Source organism: Brucella pseudogrignonensis (assembly GCF_031454375.1).
Lineage (GTDB): Bacteria > Pseudomonadota > Alphaproteobacteria > Rhizobiales > Rhizobiaceae > Brucella > Brucella pseudogrignonensis_A.
The window spans coordinates 87,257-105,827 of record NZ_JAVDQT010000011.1 but is presented as its reverse complement, the minus strand read 5'-3'; the positions used below and the strand labels follow the sequence as shown (position 1 = coordinate 105,827).

The window sequence follows — 18,571 nt, the reverse complement described above, 5'->3', positions numbered from 1 at the left end:
TAAGCAGTCCGGCTTTTGCCGTTTCCAAGTTTTCTGACAGGAAAAGACTACAGTGATTACAATCCTTGAAAATGCCAATGTTGTCGACGTTGAAAGCGGAGCTATTCACGCCGATCAAAACCTCATTCTGGAAAGCGGTTTTATCCGTGAAATTGACACCGGCAAGCTTTCGAGGGGTGAGGCGAACCGGATTGATCTCAAAGGAGCTTTTGTTATTCCGGGACTGATTGACGCCCATGTCCATGCCACAGCCTATACCGCCAATCTGGGCGAGCTACCGCGTCAGTCACCTATGTATGTTGCAGCGCGTGCGGCACAGGTGCTTGATGGAATGCTTTCGCGCGGCTTTACGACCGTACGCGATGTTGGCGGCGCGGATTTTGGCCTTGCACAGTCGGTCGAAGAAGGGCTGATTTCAGGGCCAAGGCTTCTTTATGGGGGCAAGGCGCTTTCGGCCAGTGGTGGTCATGGCGATCATCGCGCGATGGGCGTGGATCGGACCGATGAAACCTATGCGCAGGTGAGCCTTGGTCGCCGTTGCGATGGTGTTGATGAGGTTCGTCGCGCCGCGCGCGATGAGATCAGGCGCGGCGCGCACCACATCAAGATCATGGCTAATGGTGGCATTTCTTCGCCAACCGACCGCATCACATCGGATCAGTTCTCTGAAGATGAAATTGCAGCGATCGTGGATGAGGCTAATATGGCTGATCTCTATGTCGTATCGCATACTTATACTGCACGCTCAGTCGCACGGGCGGTACGCAACGGCGTCCGCTCAATTGAGCATGGCAATTTGCTCGATGAAGAGACTGTCGCGCTGATGAAACAGGCTGGGAGTTTCTTGACACCAACACTTTCATGCTTCCGCGCGCTGGCTGAAGTGGGCGCTGAAAGCGGCTTTCCCAAAGATCGGATGGACAAGATCAAGCTGGTGTTAGACTCTGGTCTTTATGCGGTGGAGCTTGCCTATCGTGCGGGTGTTTCCATGGCATATGGCACCGATCTGATCGGACCAATGCATTCTCGCCAATTGCATGAATTTGCACTGCGCGCAGATGTTGTTCCACCACTTGATCTGCTACGCGCGGCAACAAGTACGGCGGCAGAACTCGTGCGTCTTGAGAATGAAATTGGCTTCGTAAAAGAAAATTACCGCGCCGATCTCAATATCCTCTCAGCCAATCCACTTGATAAAGGCACTCTGGAAACCTTTGCTGATCACCTGCGACTTGTCATCAAGGGTGGTGAGGTCGTCAAAGACTACGCTTCATAAAGACTGAAATGCGATCTCGCATTCTTCAGCGACTTGACGGTCCCACTCACTTTTGTCGAGTGGTGCCAGCGGAAGAATGCGGGTTGCGCGCTTGGTAAACGGAAACTTGGTAGCATCCGTTGAAGCGAAACCACCGCTATCGACGACAAAGACGCCTTGCTCCGCCAATGGCGTAAATGACGTGCGGAAATGGTTGCTCGACTTAACGTGGATAATCGCCTTGCTTTCAAGGTTTATCCCAAGGCTGCGAAAAGCTTGTGTGTCATAAGCCTGGATACGCTCTGTAACGAGCACGATATGGCCATGCTCGCCAATCCGCAGGACTGCGCCCAAACCACCTTCCAATAATTCGCCATGCAAGTTGGCGCCTTCATTGCGATAACGCACTTCAGTGACGCGCTCTATGAATGCATCAACGACAAATGGTTCACCATTTTGGAGGCGACCCATAGCAACCGTACCGCGATTGCCTTCGCCAATTGCCTGCGCCGTCAAAACAGCATCACCATCAACCATGAAGCCTGCAGCAAAGGGCAGGTCCTGCGCCGAAAGGCTCGCAAAAATATCGGCGACATTAGCAACTCCGCCAGAGCCGGGGTTATCACCCGCATCGCCAATCACGACACGGCCCTTTGTGGCACGCGCATAGATCTCAGTTGCGGATTCTTCAAATGAAGGCGCTGGCTTGGTAATCGCTTCCCGGTTTTCCCATATCACTTCAGCCATGTCGCGATAGGCTTGCTTCATAGCCTCATCGCTAGTTCCTGTTATAAGGACAGAACTCCCAACCTCATCAGAGTCTACGTAAGGAAATCCCCCCATAACCACCACATCAGCAAGACCAGTGCGCTGCTCAATTTCATCTGACAGCACAACCAGGCCTTTAAACGGTTCTGCATCGCTTGTTTGTGCGCTCATGGGAGCAGCCACGGGCAGACGGAAGCGTCGGGTTTTCCAGCTCACCGGATCAAGTGCCAACTGCATCAGCTTCTTGCCGCGCGCGTGCGTATCAGCATGTGGATATAATTTGCCGCCAATAATTACATCCACCACATGAGGAAGCAGTGGCTCGACATTAGCATGAAAATCGAGTGGGACGGCTATACGAACATTTGGCCCGACGATTGCGCGAACTTTTCGTGCAAGATCGGTTTCGGGTGTAGCAACGCCATCAACCACCAAAGCACCATGCAGCAAGAGCGCCACAATATCTACTGGGCCAGCTGCAACAATATCTTTAAGTGATTGAATGATCTCTGAAACCAGCCGGTGATAGCTTTCTGTTTCCAGTGTTCCACCCGGCAGACATCCGGTGCAGATGCCATATTGGACGTCATACCCCGCTTCATCGAGTGCTTCGGTGACTCCACCAAGCCAGTTGCTCGTTGATCCAAATTCACGCCTGACGTCTTCGCCGCGAAAATATTGTGCAGACAGAAACCCTTCGTAATTTGCCCAAACCGGAGTGAACGCATTGGCTTCGTGAAAGAGCTGAATAACGGCAGCGCGAGGCATGAGGATTCCTTCGAGTGTCTGGTCTGGCTGTTTGCAACGGAAATTACGCTGCTACGGTCATTTTACGGATGCCATAAATGCGGTCTACAATGAGCAGTGTAACAATTGCCATGAAAAGTTGTAGCGTACTTAGTGCTGCAATTGTTGGATCAAACTGGTGCTCAAGATAGCTGAGCATCACAACTGGCAGGGTGTTTGTTTGTGCGCTTGCGAAAAAGTAGCTGACTGGCAGATTGTCGAACGATGTCAGGAATGAGAACAGCGACCCAGCCATCACTCCCGGGCGTATCAATGGCAGTGTCACATGCCAGAAAACCTGCAATGGATTGGCACCGAGAATAGCAGCTGCTTCTTCAAAGCGCCGTGGCAGACTACCATAAACACCGGCGACGGTTCGCACCACATAAGGCAGACAAACAACTGTGTGGGTGATGAGCAGTGCTGTAAATGAAATACCAAGTCCTAGCCAGCTCATGAAAAACAGCGAAGCGAAGCCGATGACGATCATCGGCATCGATAAAGGGGACAGCAGGAAAGTCATGATAGCATTGGCCCATCCGGCACGGGATCTTGCAAGATAGAGACATGCTGGGATGCCGATCAGGCTGGAAAGCACAGTTGCTCCCAGGCCTATTTTAAGACTTACGATTATCGCATCTACAAAAGGCTGATAGGCAAAAATATTTGCAAACCATTTCAGCGACCAGCCGGGGATTGGGAACGAAACATAGCCCGCTGACGTGAAGGACACCACGACGACAACCAGAATGGGTGCCAACATGAAAATGAAGAATGCGATCACGAAAGTGGTGAGGGCAATTCCTGCCCAATCTTTATGAAGTATCTTCAAGTTCTCAGGCTCCCCGTTGTCGCACGAGGCGAAGTTGCAGGAAGAGACAAGCAATGGCTATCACCAGCAGGATTGTACTCATTGCACTGGCCATGCCAAAATTCCGTGTCGTGTTAAACTGCTGATAGATCATCAGTGGCAAGGTTTGCAGACCGCCACCCAACATTACCAGTGTCACGAAGCTGCCATTGGCGATCATGAATACCAGAATTGCACCAGTGCCGATGCCGTCGAGGGAAAGCGGCAAGGTTATTTCCCAGAATGTACGCAGCCGACCTGCACCCAGAATTTTAGCGGATTCTTCCAGCCGGCGATCAATCCCTTGGAGCACAGTGCTGATAGATAGAACCATGAATGGGACAAGCACATGCACCAAAGCGGCTATAGTGATTTCAGGCGAATTGGTGAAACGCAGCGGTGCTGAAATGATACCAAGCTGGTCTACCAGCAAGTTGTTGATGAGGCCCCGACGAGCAAACAGAACCTGCCAGCCGAATGTCCGCATAATAATGGATGTCAGAAGCGGTGCGATCAGCAAAAATACGATGAGGCTCGCCCATCGGCCAGCTTTGCGCACCAGAAAATACGCAACAGGATAGCCAATCACCACACATATCAGCGTCACGCCGCCGGAAAGCAAAAGCGTTTCGCCAATAATGCGCAGGTAAAAAGGATCGCTTAACAGCGTGATATAACGAGCGAACGTCAGGCCACCTTCAGCATTCACAAAGCTGCGGATGCTGTTGTCAAAAAGCGGAAGTACAAAAAAGACCAGCAGAAAGACCAAAGCGGGCAGGGCAAGGAGCCAGCCCGGCAAGGCCAGCCCCTTTGCGGCAACAGTTTCTGGTGATGTAGTCTGGTTCATATTTCTACTCCGAAAACGCCAATGCAGAGGATTACTGACCGATTTCGCGGTTCCAGCGATCAACCCATTCATTGCGAACTTCAGCGATCTGCTCGTAAGGCGGGAAAGCTGTTTTCTGCCATGGCGTGATGCGCGGCTTCAGCTTTTCGCTGTAAACTACGGCAACATTGGTCACACCGTAATTCATAATGTCGGCAAACTTGGTCTGGTTTGCGGCATCAAGAACTTCGTTGATATAATCCCATGCCAGTGGGTTGGCATTTTTCGGCTTCTGCACGGCAAGCCCATTAAGCGATCCGCCTTCTGCTGGATTGATGAAGTCAATCCAAGTTGCGCCAGCATCATAATGGTTCCACGTGCGACCATCAAAGTAGATGCCAATATCGGCTTCACCGGAGGACAAGTGGTTGAAAAAGTCGTTCGGGCTTGCCCAGTAGATGAGATTATCTTTCATCTTCTCAACGGCTTTAAAGAATGGATCGACATTCTCCACACCGCCACCTAGAGCTTTTGCCATTGCCCAAATGAGCATGATAGGGGTGACTGCATAGCTGATCGATGGAATCGAAGCGACAAATTCACCGCTGGCGACACGATCAACAAATTCAGCGAATGATTTTGGCGGGTTTTTCACGCGATCTTTGTTGTATGTAATGCCTGCAACACCGTAATCGAACAGCGTCCCTTTGCTCTCAACTGAGTCAGTCAACTCCTGCGGAATCTTTGCCAGATTGGGCAGTTTTTCGAGGGTGAATTCATCGACCAAACCAGCTTTAGCAGCAGTGAGAGCGAGATCCGGTGTCATGATTAACACATCCAGCGGCGGCTTCTGCGGGGCGGCTTCGATCTGCGCCAGCCATTGTGGTGGGCCACCGAGCGCGACATTTGCCTTTGCACCTGATTTGGCTTCAAATGGCGCAACAAAACAACTGCGGATGGCCTCTTCCCATACGCCGCCAAAAGCAGTCACTGTAATTTCTTGTGCGCTCTGCGCATGGGCAAAGCGAGGCAGATTGCCGGTGGTGAGGCCCAGACCCAGCATAGCGCCGGAGCCGAGGAAGCTGCGTCTTGTCAAAATAGGCATTTCGGTTCTCCGATCAGAATATGTCAGATATTTTCGAGTAAATTTTCAACTTCTATTGCAAGCTTTGCTCGGGCAGCTGAAGTAGCGTTTTGTGTTGCATTGATGCGCGGGAACCCATCCGGCAATTGTGCAAGCACGGTCTGGAAAACTTGGGTGCGACGGCGCTGTCGCACGGTCGCCGGGAGCGCAATTAACGCGTGGTTTAGCTGATCCATCAATGATGGTTCAAAGACCTCATCCCATTGCTGCCGCTCTGGTCCGCGACCATCAATTGCCGTTGCTTTAGATAGCGTTGCACGGTGCTGAATGGTTGCAGCGTCATCCAGCTGGCCGTCCTTGATAACGATGCCATAGGAGGTGAGGGCGGCTTTATCCGAGACAAAACCGTCTTTAACATCACGCATGACAGCCACGGGCTCTCGTTCAAACGGATTTCCCCAGCCACCTGCGCCGGGCGTCAGAAATGTTACTGTGTCGCCTGTGTTAACGGTCAGGACATCAATTTTACCGAGCTTTTGTTCGTCCGGCTTTCCGCGATTAACGATCAGTTCGCCGGGTAGTCCCGCTTGCCCACCGTGAGTGCCCCATGGTCGGAACAACAGACGCTCCATTCCACGGCCGAGTACATTGCTATCATCGGTCAGGATGCGGAAAGTCAGTTCCATACCACATCCGCCGCGCCATTTTCCGGCACCACCTGAATCCGGGCGAAGCGCATAGCGCAAGATTTCAATGCCGAGTTCGGCCTCAACTGTTTCAACGGGATTATTGGCAAGGTTTGAGATGCCGCTATCGCGACCATCCACGCCGTCGTGTCCGTTGCGCGCGCCAGTGCCGCCGATCATCGGTTCAATGACCTGAACGCGACGACCGCCTTTGCCATCGGGTTCCGCCATAACCACCGGGATAACGGTGCCGGACGATGCCGCGGGCATTATGTTTGGCAGGGCCTGACCGAAAGCACCGTTGAGTGCGTCGTTGACACGAATGGCTGCTGCATGGCGAACACCTGTCGCGGCAGGTTCTTGCGGATTAACAAGCGTTCCTTCAGGTGCCGTGATGCGCACCGGATCAAGCAGCCCGACATTGAGCGGAACAGTTGCATCAAGCGTGTTGACCAGTGCGAGCACACGAAGCGTGAGCCATGCATGAGGCCTGCCGCGTGAAGGAATATTCATCGCGGTTGCGACTTGTGGATCAGTTCCCGTGAAATCGAGATGGACCTTTCCATCTTCAAAAGTAACGTGCAGCGCAATCCGAACCGGCAGCTTTCCGGTAGCATCATCGTCGAGATAGTCCGAGAAGGCATAAGTCCCGGCTGGTACTTTGCGCAGCACCGCATGTGCCTTTTCGGATGCATAGGAAACAAGGTCTGTGCTTGCGGTCGCGACCGCATCCACACCATGTTGAGCGATTGCCTGTTCAAAGCGGCGGCGACCGGCGCTCAGCGCTGCAAGCATTGCACGAATGTCACCCATATTGGCTTCTGGTGTGCGGCTGTTTGCATCAAGAAAAAGCTTAACTTCCAGTGATATTTCACCGCGCTTCATAAGCTTGACGGGCGGGATGCGCAAACCTTCCTGAAAGATTTCTGTATTGATGGGAGAGATACTCGAAGGCACACGTCCGCCGACATCTGAGCAATGCACAAAGCACCAACCATAGGCGACAATACGGCCCTCGTGGAAATAGGGTTCGATCATGTGCAGATCAGGCAAATGGGTTGCAAGACCTTCGGACCGATAAGGATCGTTGGTCAGAATGACATCACCCGGTTCCAGTGGTCCAACGGCATTGATCGTTGGCCCGCATTCAAGTCCCACAAATCCGGAAACCCCTATTGAACGCGGATAGGCAAAAAAACGCCCGTCGAGTCCTGCCAGCGCACAGGCAAAGTCAGCCGTTTCTTTAACATAGAGAGTGCGGCCAGTGCGCTGTAACGTAAGGCACATCTCTTCGCTGATGGCTGCAAGCTTATTGCCAAGAATGGCGAGTGTGACCGGATCGAGTTTCATTTGGTCAGCCTTTCAAGATGCAGATTTCCTGACGTATCGCAGCGAGCGATCCAGTCAGGCAGCAGGATGGTGGTTGTGTCATCCTGTTCAATAATGGCAGGGCCGTTTATCTGGTCTCCCGCGCCAAGCGCATTACGGTTGAAAATCGCTGCATCAAGCCATGCGCCCTTATGAAACAGTGAGCGGGAGGCTTTGGGTTTTGGGTCGCCTGTACCTGTTGCAATTTCCGGCGCGCTAAGCTCAGGCGTAATACCAATGACCGCGAGACGCACGGTGCCAAGTTCTACTTCTGCCTGCGTATCGCGGAAGCCGTAAATTCGCTCATGTTCACGGTGGAATGCCTCGGCGATTGAGTGTGGATCAGTGGAAACTGCGTTGAGTGCCACACGAAGTTCATAGGCCTGACCGACGTAACGCATATCGGCGGCTCTGTCGAAAAACCGTCCGCTACTCTGTTCGCCTTCCTCATCAAGCCATTTGCTGCCTTCGGTCTGAAGTGCAGTAAATGTTTCAGCAAGCAAAGCAGCACTTTCATTGTCGAGCGAGCGGCGCAGGCTGCGTACGAAATCACGACGCAGATCGGCCGCAGCGGCCCCAAGTGCGCAAAAGGTGCCTGCTGCAGGTGGAATGATAATGTGAGAAATGCCGACTTCTTCAGCAAGTAGATTGGCATGGGTTGGCCCCGCGCCGCCAAATGGCACCAGAGCAAAACTTGCTGGATCAAGGCCGCGCGAAGCAAGTGTTTTGTAGAGTTCAGTGGCCATGCCTGCGGTGGTTACTGCAAGCGCTCCCTCTGCGGCTTTCGCTGCGGCCTCGTCGCCATTAAAGCCGATGCTATGACCAATTTGTGCCAAGGCTTCCTGCGCGGCCTGACTATCGAGCCCCATACGACCGCCGAGGAAGCCCATTGGGTCGATGTAGCCCAGCGTTAGATAGCAATCGGTAACTGCTGGTTCGGTGCCACCGCGACCGTAAGAAACTGGCCCCGGCATGGCTCCTGCGCTACGCGGCCCGACTTTAAGGACACCATGATCATCCACCCAGACAATCGAGCCGCCGCCTGCACCAATTGCCGAAACATCGACAACCGGCAGCACGAGAGGAAGTCCGCCAATATCGGTTTTCGTTGCCAGTTGCGCGGCACCATCCTGAGCTACTGCGATGTCGGAGGAAGTGCCTCCCATATCGAACGTGATAATCGAACGGACTTTCGCAGCCTTGGCAAGCCGCGCAGCAGCCATGACGCCTGAAGCAGGTCCGGAAAGAATTGTCTCGACTGGACGCTCTTGTGCCGATCCGAGGCTAAGCGAACCGCCATTGGATGCCGTCACCAATATAGGCGCAGTCACACCGTCGCGGGCCAGACCATCTTTCAGACCATCAAAATAGTGGCCCATAAGCGGTTGAATATAGGCGTTGAGACAGGCGACGAGCGTGCGCTCATATTCGCGGATTTCTGGCCAGATTGCTGCGGCAGAGGTGACCGGAAGTCCTCCGGCTTTCTCGGAGATTTTCTCAGAAAGCTCGCGTTCGATTGCTGGATTGGTATAGCCGTTGATTAGCACCAGTGCTGCAGCTTCAACGTCAAGCGCCTTTAACCCTTTTGCGATATCACTGATAGCGGCTTCATCGGCGAATTGCGTGACGTCACCTTTAGCCGATAGTCTTGCACCAATTTCAATGATGCGATGCCGCGGCACCAACGGTTCTTCTTTGCTGGCATGAAAATCAAAGGAGGAGGGCATTCGGCTGCGCGCGATTTCCAGAATGTCACGATAGCCTTCACTGACAATCAGCGCGATTTTGGCGCCACGACGCTGAATGATTGCGTTCAGGCCAATTGTCGTGCCGTGCATCAGCGTGTCGATATCGTCAGCCTGAAGTTCGGCTTTTTGCAGTAGCGACTGCAATCCGATAATCAGCGCCCTTGACGGATCATCGGGTGTTGATGGTTCTTTGTAATGAATTAGTTTTTTTCCGTTGGGATCGAACAGAACAAAATCGGTGAATGTTCCGCCGACATCAATGCCGATACGTGCGCCGTTCTTCTGCATAGTCTGGTCTTCCAATTATTCTGGCTCTACGACGACCGCATCCTGCGGTTTCCAGCCCAGCGTAATGTCTTGATTAAGATGATAGGCCAGTTCACCGAGACTGCTTTCAGCCTGCCTGTAGATAACGATTTCCCGGCGCAAAGCCGGAATGTCGACCTGATACGCAGCATAATTCCCTCGGAAAACTGCGCCAACAACGCGGCCCTCAAGCAGTCCTTCACCCTTATTCAGCGGAACAATACGTTCAGGGCGGATTGATAGGATCAGCGACGTTCCAGCAAGCTGAGGAACGGCAAGCGGAATGCTAATTTTACTCTGACCATCTGCCAAAAGCAGCGCAGTACCATCTTGCGATGTTGTGCCTTCGAATATGTTTGAAGCACCAAGAAATTCGGCGACAAAACGGCTGCGTGGCCGGTCATAAATGTCTCCCGGCGTGCCGAGCTGGAGAATTCGACCGCTTTTCATAACTGCGACCTGATCGGCCATAGACAGCGCTTCTTCCTGATCGTGTGTGACCAGCAAAGTGGTGATGCCAAGACGCGCTTGCATCGCGCGAATTTCAAACTGCATGCTTTCGCGCAAAGATTTGTCGAGTGCGCTCAGTGGTTCATCAAGCAAAAGAACCTTTGGGTTGACAACAAGGGATCGAGCGAGCGCTACACGTTGCTGCTGACCACCAGAGAGTTGCGAAGGGTAGGTATCACCACGACCTGACAGCTGGATAAGGTCAAGCATCGATTTGATGCGCTCATCGCGTGCAGCACGAGCAAGTCCCTGCATTTTCAGACCAAAACCGATATTCTCGGCGACCGTTCGATGGGGAAACAGGCTGTAGTTTTGAAATACCATGCCGAGTTGGCGGCGATGCGGTGGGAGTGTCGTTACATCGGCATTACCTATGCGGATAGAACCTGAATCTGCACACTCAAAACCGGCTACCATACGCAAGGTGGTAGTTTTTCCGCATCCTGATGGGCCAAGCAGTGACACAAGTTTGCCCGTTTCAATCGTCAGATCAAGATTATCGACGGCGATAGCCGAGCCGTACCGTTTGGTAACAGCTTGCAGCACCAGTGCGCTGGCTCCATTGTCGGCATTATTGCTCATAAGGGCATCTCGCGATCTGCCCTCTCACCCAATCCAAAGATCATATACATTTCCAAAAACTGCAATATATTGTAGCGCTACAATCAATGTTTATGCAGTTTTGGTCAAGGATGGGTTTTCTTCTGAATTTGAATTTAAGAGTATATAAAACCTTGATAATGAAGTTTTGTGGCAATAATTTGTGCGTCAATCATGAATAACCTTGTTCGCAGCAAAATTCTTATAACGATGCAGTCGGTTGCAAAAGCCGCTGGTGTATCACCTATGACTGTATCAAATTCGTTCCGATATCCTGAGCGGGTGTTGGAAGAAACGCGACTTCGCGTTTTTCAGGTTGCAGCCGAACTTGGTTATGTCCCCAATCATTCAGCGGGTATTTTGTCGTCAGGACAAAGCCGTGTGATTGGAGCTGTTATTCCTTCTATGAAAAATTCGAGCTTTTATAAATATGTTCGCGGCATGCAGGATCGTGCAGCGGAGAGCGGTTATGAACTGATCCTGAAGCTTGCGGAAACCAAAGAAGATGAAACTGCCGCAATTCAGACTTTCATCGGCTTACGTGTCGCTGGCATTGCGCTGGTCGGGAACCAGCATTCGCAAGAGGCTATCGATCTCATCAACAAAACTCAAACACCTGTCGTCGAGAGCTGGGTGACTGAAAATCCGCTTGATATGGCAGTTGGTTATTCCATGACTGATGCAACGCGGTCGATGACACAGCTTTTAATTGAGCGAGGCTGTCAACGTATCGGGTTTGTTGGATATGGTAGCACGTCTGCGCGTCGGTATAGTGATCGCTTGCCTGCATTTACAGAAACTGTTCTGGCAGCAGGTTTAGACACTCATCGCATTTGCTTTGTCGATGAAGCGGATGGATTTGGCGCTGGCCCGAAAGCCCTGGAGGCATTGCGTCTTATTGATCCAGATATTGATGGGGTCATTTGCCCCACGGATATCGTTGCGGCGGGCGTAATTTTCGAGTGTACGCGTCTTGGCTGGAAAGTCCCTGATCGTCTGGCGGTAACAGGATGGGGGGACTATGAAATCGCTTCAGAAATCACACCAGGTCTTTCGACTATTCAACCCAATGCCCATGAGATGGGTGAGAGAAGTATGGAACTTATCATCCATCGTGTTTCGGGAGCAGGTGTAAGCAATTCCATCATCGATATCGGGTATGATGTGGTGAAAAGAGAAAGCGCCTAAACTGCTATTTAAAAATATGTGGGGGTGGGTGTTTGCGTGCATCCGCAAACACCACTACGAGACCATTAAACCCGCGCTTGTCCTTCAATCCAATAACCGATTGCATCAATTCGCTTTTTGTCAAAGCCAAGGGTGTCGCGGAAATGCTTGCGGCAATCAGATACCGCACGTGCTTCACCCGCGATATAGATATAACCTGGACCTTCCGGCAGGTGGTCGATAGTCTGAGCAATGCGTGGCAGTTCGGTATAGCCCGGACGTTCAGCTTTCGGACCATGGCAGACATGCCAGTGAATGCTGGCATTGGCCTGTGTCGTCAGTTCTTGCCTGTCTTCATCAAGCGGCACTTCTACATGCACAATCGCTTCAAAACCGTCAGGCAGTTCTTCGAGAACACGGCCAACCGCAGGCAGACCGGTAATGTCAGTCAGCATTAAAATCCAGCTGCTGCCCTTGGGAATCCATAACCGGCCTTCGGGGTTACAAATGCCAACCACATCGCCAACTTTGGCGGACATCGCCCAGCCTGCAGCAACCCCGCCCTCATGCACAACAATATCAATGGTCATCTCGCAGCGTGATACATCCCAGCGGCGGATCGTATAAGGACGGTTCGGACAATGCTGCGAGCCATCAGGTCTGCCCCATTTCCCGTCTTCCATCAGAACCGGCAGCGTAACTGGTGTGTCTGCATCAGGCCGTAGCGCAAGTCGCACCCATTCATCCGCATGTCCTGATGGGATCAGGCGCTCTCCGTCCATGATCTTTAGAACAACCCGGATGAGGGATGGCGATAAGCGTTCAACGCCTATCGCTTCGCCCAAAAAGTAGTCTTCCACATAGGGATCGTGATGATGGCCATCATCTTCATCATGGTGGTGATCGTGGTGATCATGATCGTCTGAGTGGGCCTCGTGATTATGTGTGTCGTCATGCATCATTATTGCTGCTCCGCTTTGCGTGCAGCCTCAGCCAGATGCGGCACAAATTTGGAAAACCCGTAAGGAATCGAAAGAACACTTAATGCTGATGTAGACCAGACCGAAACCGGATCTTCAAGTGGTACGTAAGAGCCCCGCTTCACAGCATTAAGCGCTGTAAACAAAGGTTGGGCTTCGGCGGCCTCTCGTGCTCCGTCCCTATACCACATGATAAGAATATCAGCGTCGATACTACCGATATTCTCAAGGCTTACAGAGGTTGAAAAATCACCTTTGTGAGTTTGACCTAGAACCTCAACACCATCTGGAATTTTCAGACCCAGTTCCGTTAGCGCCTGCACACGTGGGTCAGCAGGAAGATAAACTACGACACTGTTGCTGCCCGCAAAATAGGTGCCGAAAATAAAGCTCTTGCCTTTCAGATCGGGATGCTGTCCACCAAGTTCTCGCAGGTACTTGTTCGTTTGATCAATGAGTTGCGATGCCAATTCGGTCTGGCCGAGCGCTTCACCTGTTAATGTCGTCTGCTCTCGCCAATCGGCTTGCCACGGACCGGAGCGATAAACGACTGTCGGTGCAATTGCAGAAAGCCGCTTATATGCAACTGCGTCAATGCCGGAATAGATGCCAAGGATAAGATCAGGTTTCAATGCTGCGATGGATTCAAAGTCTAATGGTCCTGCATGGATAAAGACTGGCTTATCGTTGCTAAGCTTAATTTCATTCCAAGGGGAAACACCACTTTCAAACAGGCCATAATGCATCATCGCGATTGGTACTTTGCCCAATGCGAGTACCGCATCTTCACCACTCCAGCCGAGTGTTATAATGCGCTTTGGATCAGAAGGGATTTCAGTCGTGCCAAGCGCATGATTGACAGTGCGCGGATGATTGGTTTCTACCGCGAAGGCTGGATTAAGCGCCAGTCCGACAAGAAGCAGTAAAACACCTATAAAGCGTGAAAATGTAGTTCTCAAATTCACCACCTGTCTTGGTTTTGCAGCCAGAAGCACTGTTTCTCAGGCTGCAAAACGATATCATCATTTTCAAGTTACGCTATGCTCGCTTACACATTGTGTTAGCAGTACATTTTAGAATTTGCCACTTAGAGATACAGTAAAGCTGCGTGGTTCCCCATAAAAATTCCCCGTCGAGCTGGAGCCAACTGTCGAATAATATTTCTTATCGAAAATATTGTTGACGTTGAGTGCTATATTCAAGTCTGGCCTTATTTCGTAGTCGATACGCGTGCTCCAGACTGAGTATCCCGACTGGGTAAATTCAAACGGTACTGAGGCACCATCCCACTTGCCGCTATCCGGATTGTAGGTTACTGCACTACCACGAACGAATGTTTTGCTCTGTGCAACCACGCCACCGCCGAGGGTTAACCCCTCCAGCTTGCCTGGCAGTTTATAGGTCGACCACAGCTTAAACATGTGTTTCGGTGTAATGGTGCTGTATGAACGGTTTTGATCTTTGTCAGAATTCTGATTGTAAGTATAACCTGCGGAAAGCTGTAGTCCTGACAGAACTTCGCCAGAGATCTCGGCCTCAAATCCTTCACTAACAACTTTGCCCTGATTGAGATAGCAGCAGATAAATGCGCCATAGCTCAATGGGTAGTCTGGGTTCTCAACTGCTGCGCCAGTTTGTTCGATACGATAAAGTGCAAGGGATGTGTTTGCTAGACCACCAAGGATTTCGCCCTTGATACCCAACTCATAATTCTTGGCTTCTACGGCATCAAGTGGTGTTCCTGGCAGAGGGCCAGCACGATACATATATTGCGGTTTGTATGTTTCCGCATAGCTACCATAGGCCGTCCAGTTGTCGGTTACGTCGTAAGTCAACCCAACGTAAGGCGTGAAAACATTTTTCTCTTTGAGATGGCGTAAACCCTGCACATAGCCGGTTCCGTTAGTTTCCCAAGATTCACTCTTATATGAATAGTTCGATAGCCTGCCGCCCGCTATCAAGTGCAAACCGTCGACGATGCCGAAGCGTGCCATTCCGTAGAATGACTGTTTTTCCGTCGTGTAATAGCTATCCTTGAGTGGAGACGCTGGCAGGTTCTCATCTGGGAATACTGGATTAAATACATCCATTGGGTAGCCAAGATACCCAGTATATTGCTCAGAATCAGCTTTGCCGCGCTGATAGTCCGTACCAAACAGGAGTGTGTGCTCTTGACCAAATGCCTCGACATTGCCTTTGATATTAATATCGGCGGCGATGCGGTTCATGACATTGGTTTCAGGGAAGCTATAGAGATAGCCTCCGGCACCCGTCGCAGCATCAACGCCACCAAATACATAAGCTCCACTGTGATCACGCTTCATGCGTGAATAAAGAACATTGGCGTTCACAGCCCAGTTCTCATTAAAATTATGCTCAAGCCGTGTGTAAAGTTCGGTTGAGGTATCGTGCGTATACGACCAGTCAGGGATCAGTGATGTTTTGCGCGAGAGACCAAGATCAGCGCCATTGCTATAGCGGGGAAGGCCCGCAAAATCAGGCTTTCCATCTGTCTTCTTATAACTGCCGCCCAAGATCAGAAGTGTATCAGGCGTGAGGTCAAATTCGAGAGAACCATGAACCAGACCATTTCGCATTTTTGCGGTTTCGTAGAAATATTTTTGATCTTGATATGCGGCCCCAACACGGCCCCGGATAGTGCCATCTTCATTTAAAGCGCCGGTGGTATCTGCCTCAACGCGATAATTGTTCCAGCTACCCGCACTTGTTGAGAAGGTTGTCTGCTTTTCAGCCTTGGCGCGCTTGCGGACGAGATTAACTGTGCCACCTGGATCACCAGTGCTGGAATAGAGACCATCAATTCCACGCAGAAACTCAACATGATCATACTGCGCCATATCAATGCCGCTGATCGATCCAAATCCGTTCAGAACAGTGTCCATCGCGGCACCGCCGTCGATACGGATATTGCCGACCTGAAAACCGCGTGAATAAAAATTGGTATCGTTGCCCAGCGACGATCCCGCTGAACTGCTGGCTCGTTGCAGGGTGAGGCCATTGGTTTTGCTCAACACATCGCTCAGCGAGGTGAGGTTTTGGTCCTCAATCTGCTTGCGCGTAATGACGCTGACTGACTGCGGTGTTTCACGCAGGCTTTCGATACCTTTCAGCATCCCTGCTTCTGATGTCGTATATGAATTGCTGCCTTCTGTAAGCCCGGAAGCTCCTGCACCTGCTGCAATCGTAATGGTATCCAGCAAAAGAGTGCCATCGGCTGCGCTGGTATTAATTGCTGATCGGGCAGGATCAACCAAGGCTGCTGAGCCAGGTGCTCCAATGCGGATTGCAAGCCCGGTGCCAGCCACAAGTCGCTGTAACGCAGCCGCTGGTGTCAGCGGACCACTGACGCCTTGTGATTGTTTTCCGCGGACTAGTTCTGACGAGTAGCTGATTTGCCAGCCGGTTTGACTGATGAATTTGTTAATCGCGGATGACAGAGGCTGTGGAGCAATTTCAAAACTGCGGGATTGTTGTATGTCACCGGAAGCCTGACCTGTTTGTGCATGAGCTGGCCCCATTGCGCTCATAGAAACTAAACTGACCACTGTTGATGCCATCAGCAATGCAGTTGATAGCCGTCTTGAACCGGTTCGGTTAGAGTTTCGTGACAAACCAGAATGTTCCCGCCACATTGACATTTCAATACCCTCTTAATGCTTACAGTGGGTGTTCGCAGATCGTCGAACACCGCTCTCAAAGGGTTTGACGCAGCAGACAATGAGAACCAGAAAAAAAACTTGAGAATTTAGCGAAGAATTATAATTCCGCCTGGAATGCGGGTCATGGTGACACCTGCCGCATCAGCAAGCGTCCGCACCGCACCCTCAATATTATCAAGGCGATAGTTACCAGTTACAACCAAATGGTTGATACGGTCGTCTGCAACAAAAATCTTGCCCGAATAATAACGTTTAAGCTCGCTGAGGACGTCCGAGAGCGCGACGTCTGTAAAAATCACGCGGCCATCTCGCCATGCCAGAGCTTGCTCCGCATCAATGGGTTTGATTGCGGAGAGTGAATCTGACGTTAATGTGATTGTTTCGCCCGGTCTTAAAAGAGCCATTGCGCCTTGCTCGCAATCACAACGAACCTCAACTTGTCCTCGCTCCAATACCACATCGACGTGGTTTGTCGCTTCCTTCACGGAGAAGGCTGTGCCCTTTACTTCAACGCTGCCAAAAGCGCTCTGAACCCGAAACGGGTGCTCTGGATCGTGTTTGACATCAAAGAAAGCTTCACCTTTCAAAACAGAGACGAAGCGTTTTCCATTCTCAAAGTCAAATTTGATTGCAGAACCGGTGTTGAGTAACACCGACGATCCATCCGGTAAATTCTGTTGCTGGATCTCGCCGGTCGCAGTCATGTAGTCAGCTTCCATCCAAAGCATCATGTCTGGAAGACGCATGGCACCGACAGCCATAACTGCGGCAAGCGATGCGGCGACGGCAACATTTCTGAAGCCAAACCATGGTTGCCGCCGTTTTGATCTTACACTTGACTGCGGCAAGGTTTCGACTGCGGCCTGAAACACTTTCGAGCCCCACAGATCCTCTATATTGCGAAACTCGATAATATGATTTGGAGACATATTCAGCCATGCTTCAAAAGCATTGTGCAGCTGTTCATCCTGCGGCCTGTCTTTGAGCTTCAGAAACCAATTCAAAGCTTCGTCGACAACCGCGTCGTCATGAGCGTAAGTCTCACCTGAAGCCTTATTCTTGTCAGTATCGCGACGTTCCACTCAGGCCATCCCATAGTCAGTGCAGCAGCACTCTTTATACATTTGACGCCTGACGCTGTTGTAACCGGCAAAATGATTGGTCAAATCCAAACGATCTAAGGTTTTTCATATCGTTGTAAAATATCTCTGCAATGACCAAGCGCCAATTTCAAATCATTAAATACCGTTCGTTCCGATATACCAAGATGTTCAGCAATTTTCGCTTGAGGCCATTCATCTATTCGGCTGAGTATCAGTACCGCCTGAGCCCGCTTCGGTAAGCCAGCCAGTGCGTGCTTAAACTGATGGAATTTCTGGCGCTCAATAATCGCGTCTTCGATAGATATAACATCACTGGCAATAACATTGATGACGGATGGGTCCGTTGTCTCACTCTCTACGGAGCTGCGCGTCTTCTTGCGACGGAGATAATCCAAGGCAAGATTGCGGGCTGTCTGGTGAAGATAGCCTTCGATATGCTCTATCGGTGCGCTGTCGATTGCTCGTTTTGCACGAATATATGTCTCTTGCGCCAAGTCTTCAGCAATTTGTGCATCCCGGACAATCCGAAATACGGTGCTAAGCAAGGACTGGCGCTGCGATGCATAAACCGAATTAAGAACCAGCGACAAAGTTCACCGCCCCGAACTATCTGTCAAAACAGACGTGACGAAAAAAGACGGTGCCATCAAAAATGGAAGCAAATTCAAACTCATCATAACGCTTTCGAACTGGTCCCATAACAGCTTTACGAGAGATGCTTTGACGCAATTCAAGTTGTTATGTCGGCATATTGAACGAGATGCGCGTCGATTCTCTATCAAGCCTTTTCTTACTAAATAAATATGAGTACAAAGTGAATGTTTTTATTTTGTCTCGGCGTTTTGCGCTGGTTC

At 51.1% G+C, this 18,571-nt stretch carries 14 protein-coding genes; 2 read left to right on the top strand and 12 right to left on the bottom strand.

What is annotated here, in order from left to right; translation table 11 throughout:
• Positions 1-52: 52 nt before the first annotated feature.
• On the top strand, positions 53-1,276 hold the full coding sequence (locus J2782_RS20965) for a metal-dependent hydrolase family protein (protein WP_310015985.1): 1,224 nt from the start codon (positions 53-55) through the stop codon (positions 1,274-1,276).
• Here the strand turns inward: J2782_RS20965 and J2782_RS20960 are convergent.
• The 7 genes from J2782_RS20960 to J2782_RS20930 are packed head-to-tail and all read right to left on the bottom strand — an operon-like array spanning position 1,271 to position 10,769.
• Positions 1,271-2,791 (bottom strand): M81 family metallopeptidase, encoded by a 1,521-nt coding sequence (locus J2782_RS20960; RefSeq protein ID WP_310015984.1) that lies wholly within the window; start codon positions 2,789-2,791, stop codon positions 1,271-1,273. The two genes, J2782_RS20965 and J2782_RS20960, sit on opposite strands and share 6 nt — an antisense overlap.
• 43 nt (positions 2,792-2,834) lie before the next feature.
• Positions 2,835-3,641 carry an ABC transporter permease gene (locus tag J2782_RS20955; RefSeq protein ID WP_310015983.1) on the bottom strand — a complete coding sequence of 269 codons (807 nt, stop codon included), beginning with the start codon at positions 3,639-3,641 and terminating at the stop codon, positions 2,835-2,837.
• A gap of 4 nt (positions 3,642-3,645) precedes the next feature.
• Positions 3,646-4,506, bottom strand: a complete 861-nt coding sequence (locus J2782_RS20950; RefSeq protein ID WP_310015982.1) for an ABC transporter permease — start codon at positions 4,504-4,506, stop codon at positions 3,646-3,648.
• A gap of 31 nt (positions 4,507-4,537) precedes the next feature.
• On the bottom strand, positions 4,538-5,590 hold the full coding sequence (locus J2782_RS20945; protein WP_310015981.1) for an extracellular solute-binding protein: 1,053 nt from the start codon (positions 5,588-5,590) through the stop codon (positions 4,538-4,540).
• 23 nt (positions 5,591-5,613) lie between these two features.
• Positions 5,614-7,605 carry a hydantoinase B/oxoprolinase family protein gene (locus J2782_RS20940; RefSeq protein ID WP_310015980.1) on the bottom strand — a complete coding sequence of 664 codons (1,992 nt, stop codon included), beginning with the start codon at positions 7,603-7,605 and terminating at the stop codon, positions 5,614-5,616.
• Positions 7,602-9,659, bottom strand: coding sequence for a hydantoinase/oxoprolinase family protein (locus tag J2782_RS20935; protein ID WP_310015979.1), 2,058 nt, complete (start codon positions 9,657-9,659; stop codon positions 7,602-7,604). Before J2782_RS20935 ends, J2782_RS20940 begins: the two co-directional genes overlap by 4 nt.
• Positions 9,660-9,674: 15 nt before the next feature.
• Positions 9,675-10,769: an ABC transporter ATP-binding protein gene (locus J2782_RS20930; protein ID WP_310015978.1), complete on the bottom strand. Its 1,095-nt coding sequence runs from the start codon at positions 10,767-10,769 to the stop codon at positions 9,675-9,677.
• Between the two features lie 192 nt (positions 10,770-10,961).
• Between J2782_RS20930 and J2782_RS20925 the strand changes: the two genes are divergently transcribed.
• Positions 10,962-11,975, top strand: coding sequence for a LacI family DNA-binding transcriptional regulator (locus J2782_RS20925; protein ID WP_310015977.1), 1,014 nt, complete (start codon positions 10,962-10,964; stop codon positions 11,973-11,975).
• Between the two features lie 65 nt (positions 11,976-12,040).
• Here the strand turns inward: J2782_RS20925 and J2782_RS20920 are convergent, their stop codons facing one another.
• From J2782_RS20920 to J2782_RS20900, 5 genes are all read right to left on the bottom strand, one after another.
• The gene (locus J2782_RS20920) at positions 12,041-12,916 is read right to left on the bottom strand and encodes a siderophore-interacting protein (RefSeq protein ID WP_310015976.1); all 876 of its coding nucleotides are present in this window, start codon (positions 12,914-12,916) and stop codon (positions 12,041-12,043) included.
• Positions 12,916-13,893, bottom strand: coding sequence for an iron-siderophore ABC transporter substrate-binding protein (locus tag J2782_RS20915; protein WP_310015975.1), 978 nt, complete (start codon positions 13,891-13,893; stop codon positions 12,916-12,918). Before J2782_RS20915 ends, J2782_RS20920 begins: the two co-directional genes overlap by 1 nt.
• Before the next feature lie 114 nt (positions 13,894-14,007).
• Complete coding sequence (locus J2782_RS20910) at positions 14,008-16,473, bottom strand: TonB-dependent siderophore receptor (protein ID WP_310015974.1); 2,466 nt, start codon at positions 16,471-16,473, stop codon at positions 14,008-14,010.
• A 227-nt stretch (positions 16,474-16,700) separates the two neighbouring features.
• Positions 16,701-17,696, bottom strand: a complete 996-nt coding sequence (locus J2782_RS20905; RefSeq protein ID WP_310015973.1) for a FecR family protein — start codon at positions 17,694-17,696, stop codon at positions 16,701-16,703.
• A gap of 95 nt (positions 17,697-17,791) precedes the next feature.
• Complete coding sequence (locus J2782_RS20900) at positions 17,792-18,307, bottom strand: RNA polymerase sigma factor (protein ID WP_310015972.1); 516 nt, start codon at positions 18,305-18,307, stop codon at positions 17,792-17,794.
• Positions 18,308-18,571 lie beyond the last annotated feature (264 nt).

Excerpts from the sequence above, each read along its gene's own strand:
- J2782_RS20960 (WP_310015984.1), bottom strand. The coding sequence starts at position 2,791 with ATGCCTCGCGCTGCCGTTATTCAGCTCTTTCACGAAGCCAATGCGTTC.
- J2782_RS20950 (WP_310015982.1), bottom strand. The coding sequence starts at position 4,506 with ATGAACCAGACTACATCACCAGAAACTGTTGCCGCAAAGGGGCTGGCC.
- J2782_RS20945 (WP_310015981.1), bottom strand. The coding sequence starts at position 5,590 with ATGCCTATTTTGACAAGACGCAGCTTCCTCGGCTCCGGCGCTATGCTG.
- J2782_RS20940 (WP_310015980.1), bottom strand. The coding sequence starts at position 7,605 with ATGAAACTCGATCCGGTCACACTCGCCATTCTTGGCAATAAGCTTGCA.
- J2782_RS20935 (WP_310015979.1), bottom strand. The coding sequence starts at position 9,659 with ATGCAGAAGAACGGCGCACGTATCGGCATTGATGTCGGCGGAACATTC.
- J2782_RS20930 (WP_310015978.1), bottom strand. The coding sequence starts at position 10,769 with ATGAGCAATAATGCCGACAATGGAGCCAGCGCACTGGTGCTGCAAGCT.
- J2782_RS20925 (WP_310015977.1), top strand. The coding sequence starts at position 10,962 with ATGAATAACCTTGTTCGCAGCAAAATTCTTATAACGATGCAGTCGGTT.
- J2782_RS20920 (WP_310015976.1), bottom strand. The coding sequence starts at position 12,916 with ATGATGCATGACGACACACATAATCACGAGGCCCACTCAGACGATCAT.
- J2782_RS20910 (WP_310015974.1), bottom strand. The coding sequence starts at position 16,473 with ATGGGGCCAGCTCATGCACAAACAGGTCAGGCTTCCGGTGACATACAA.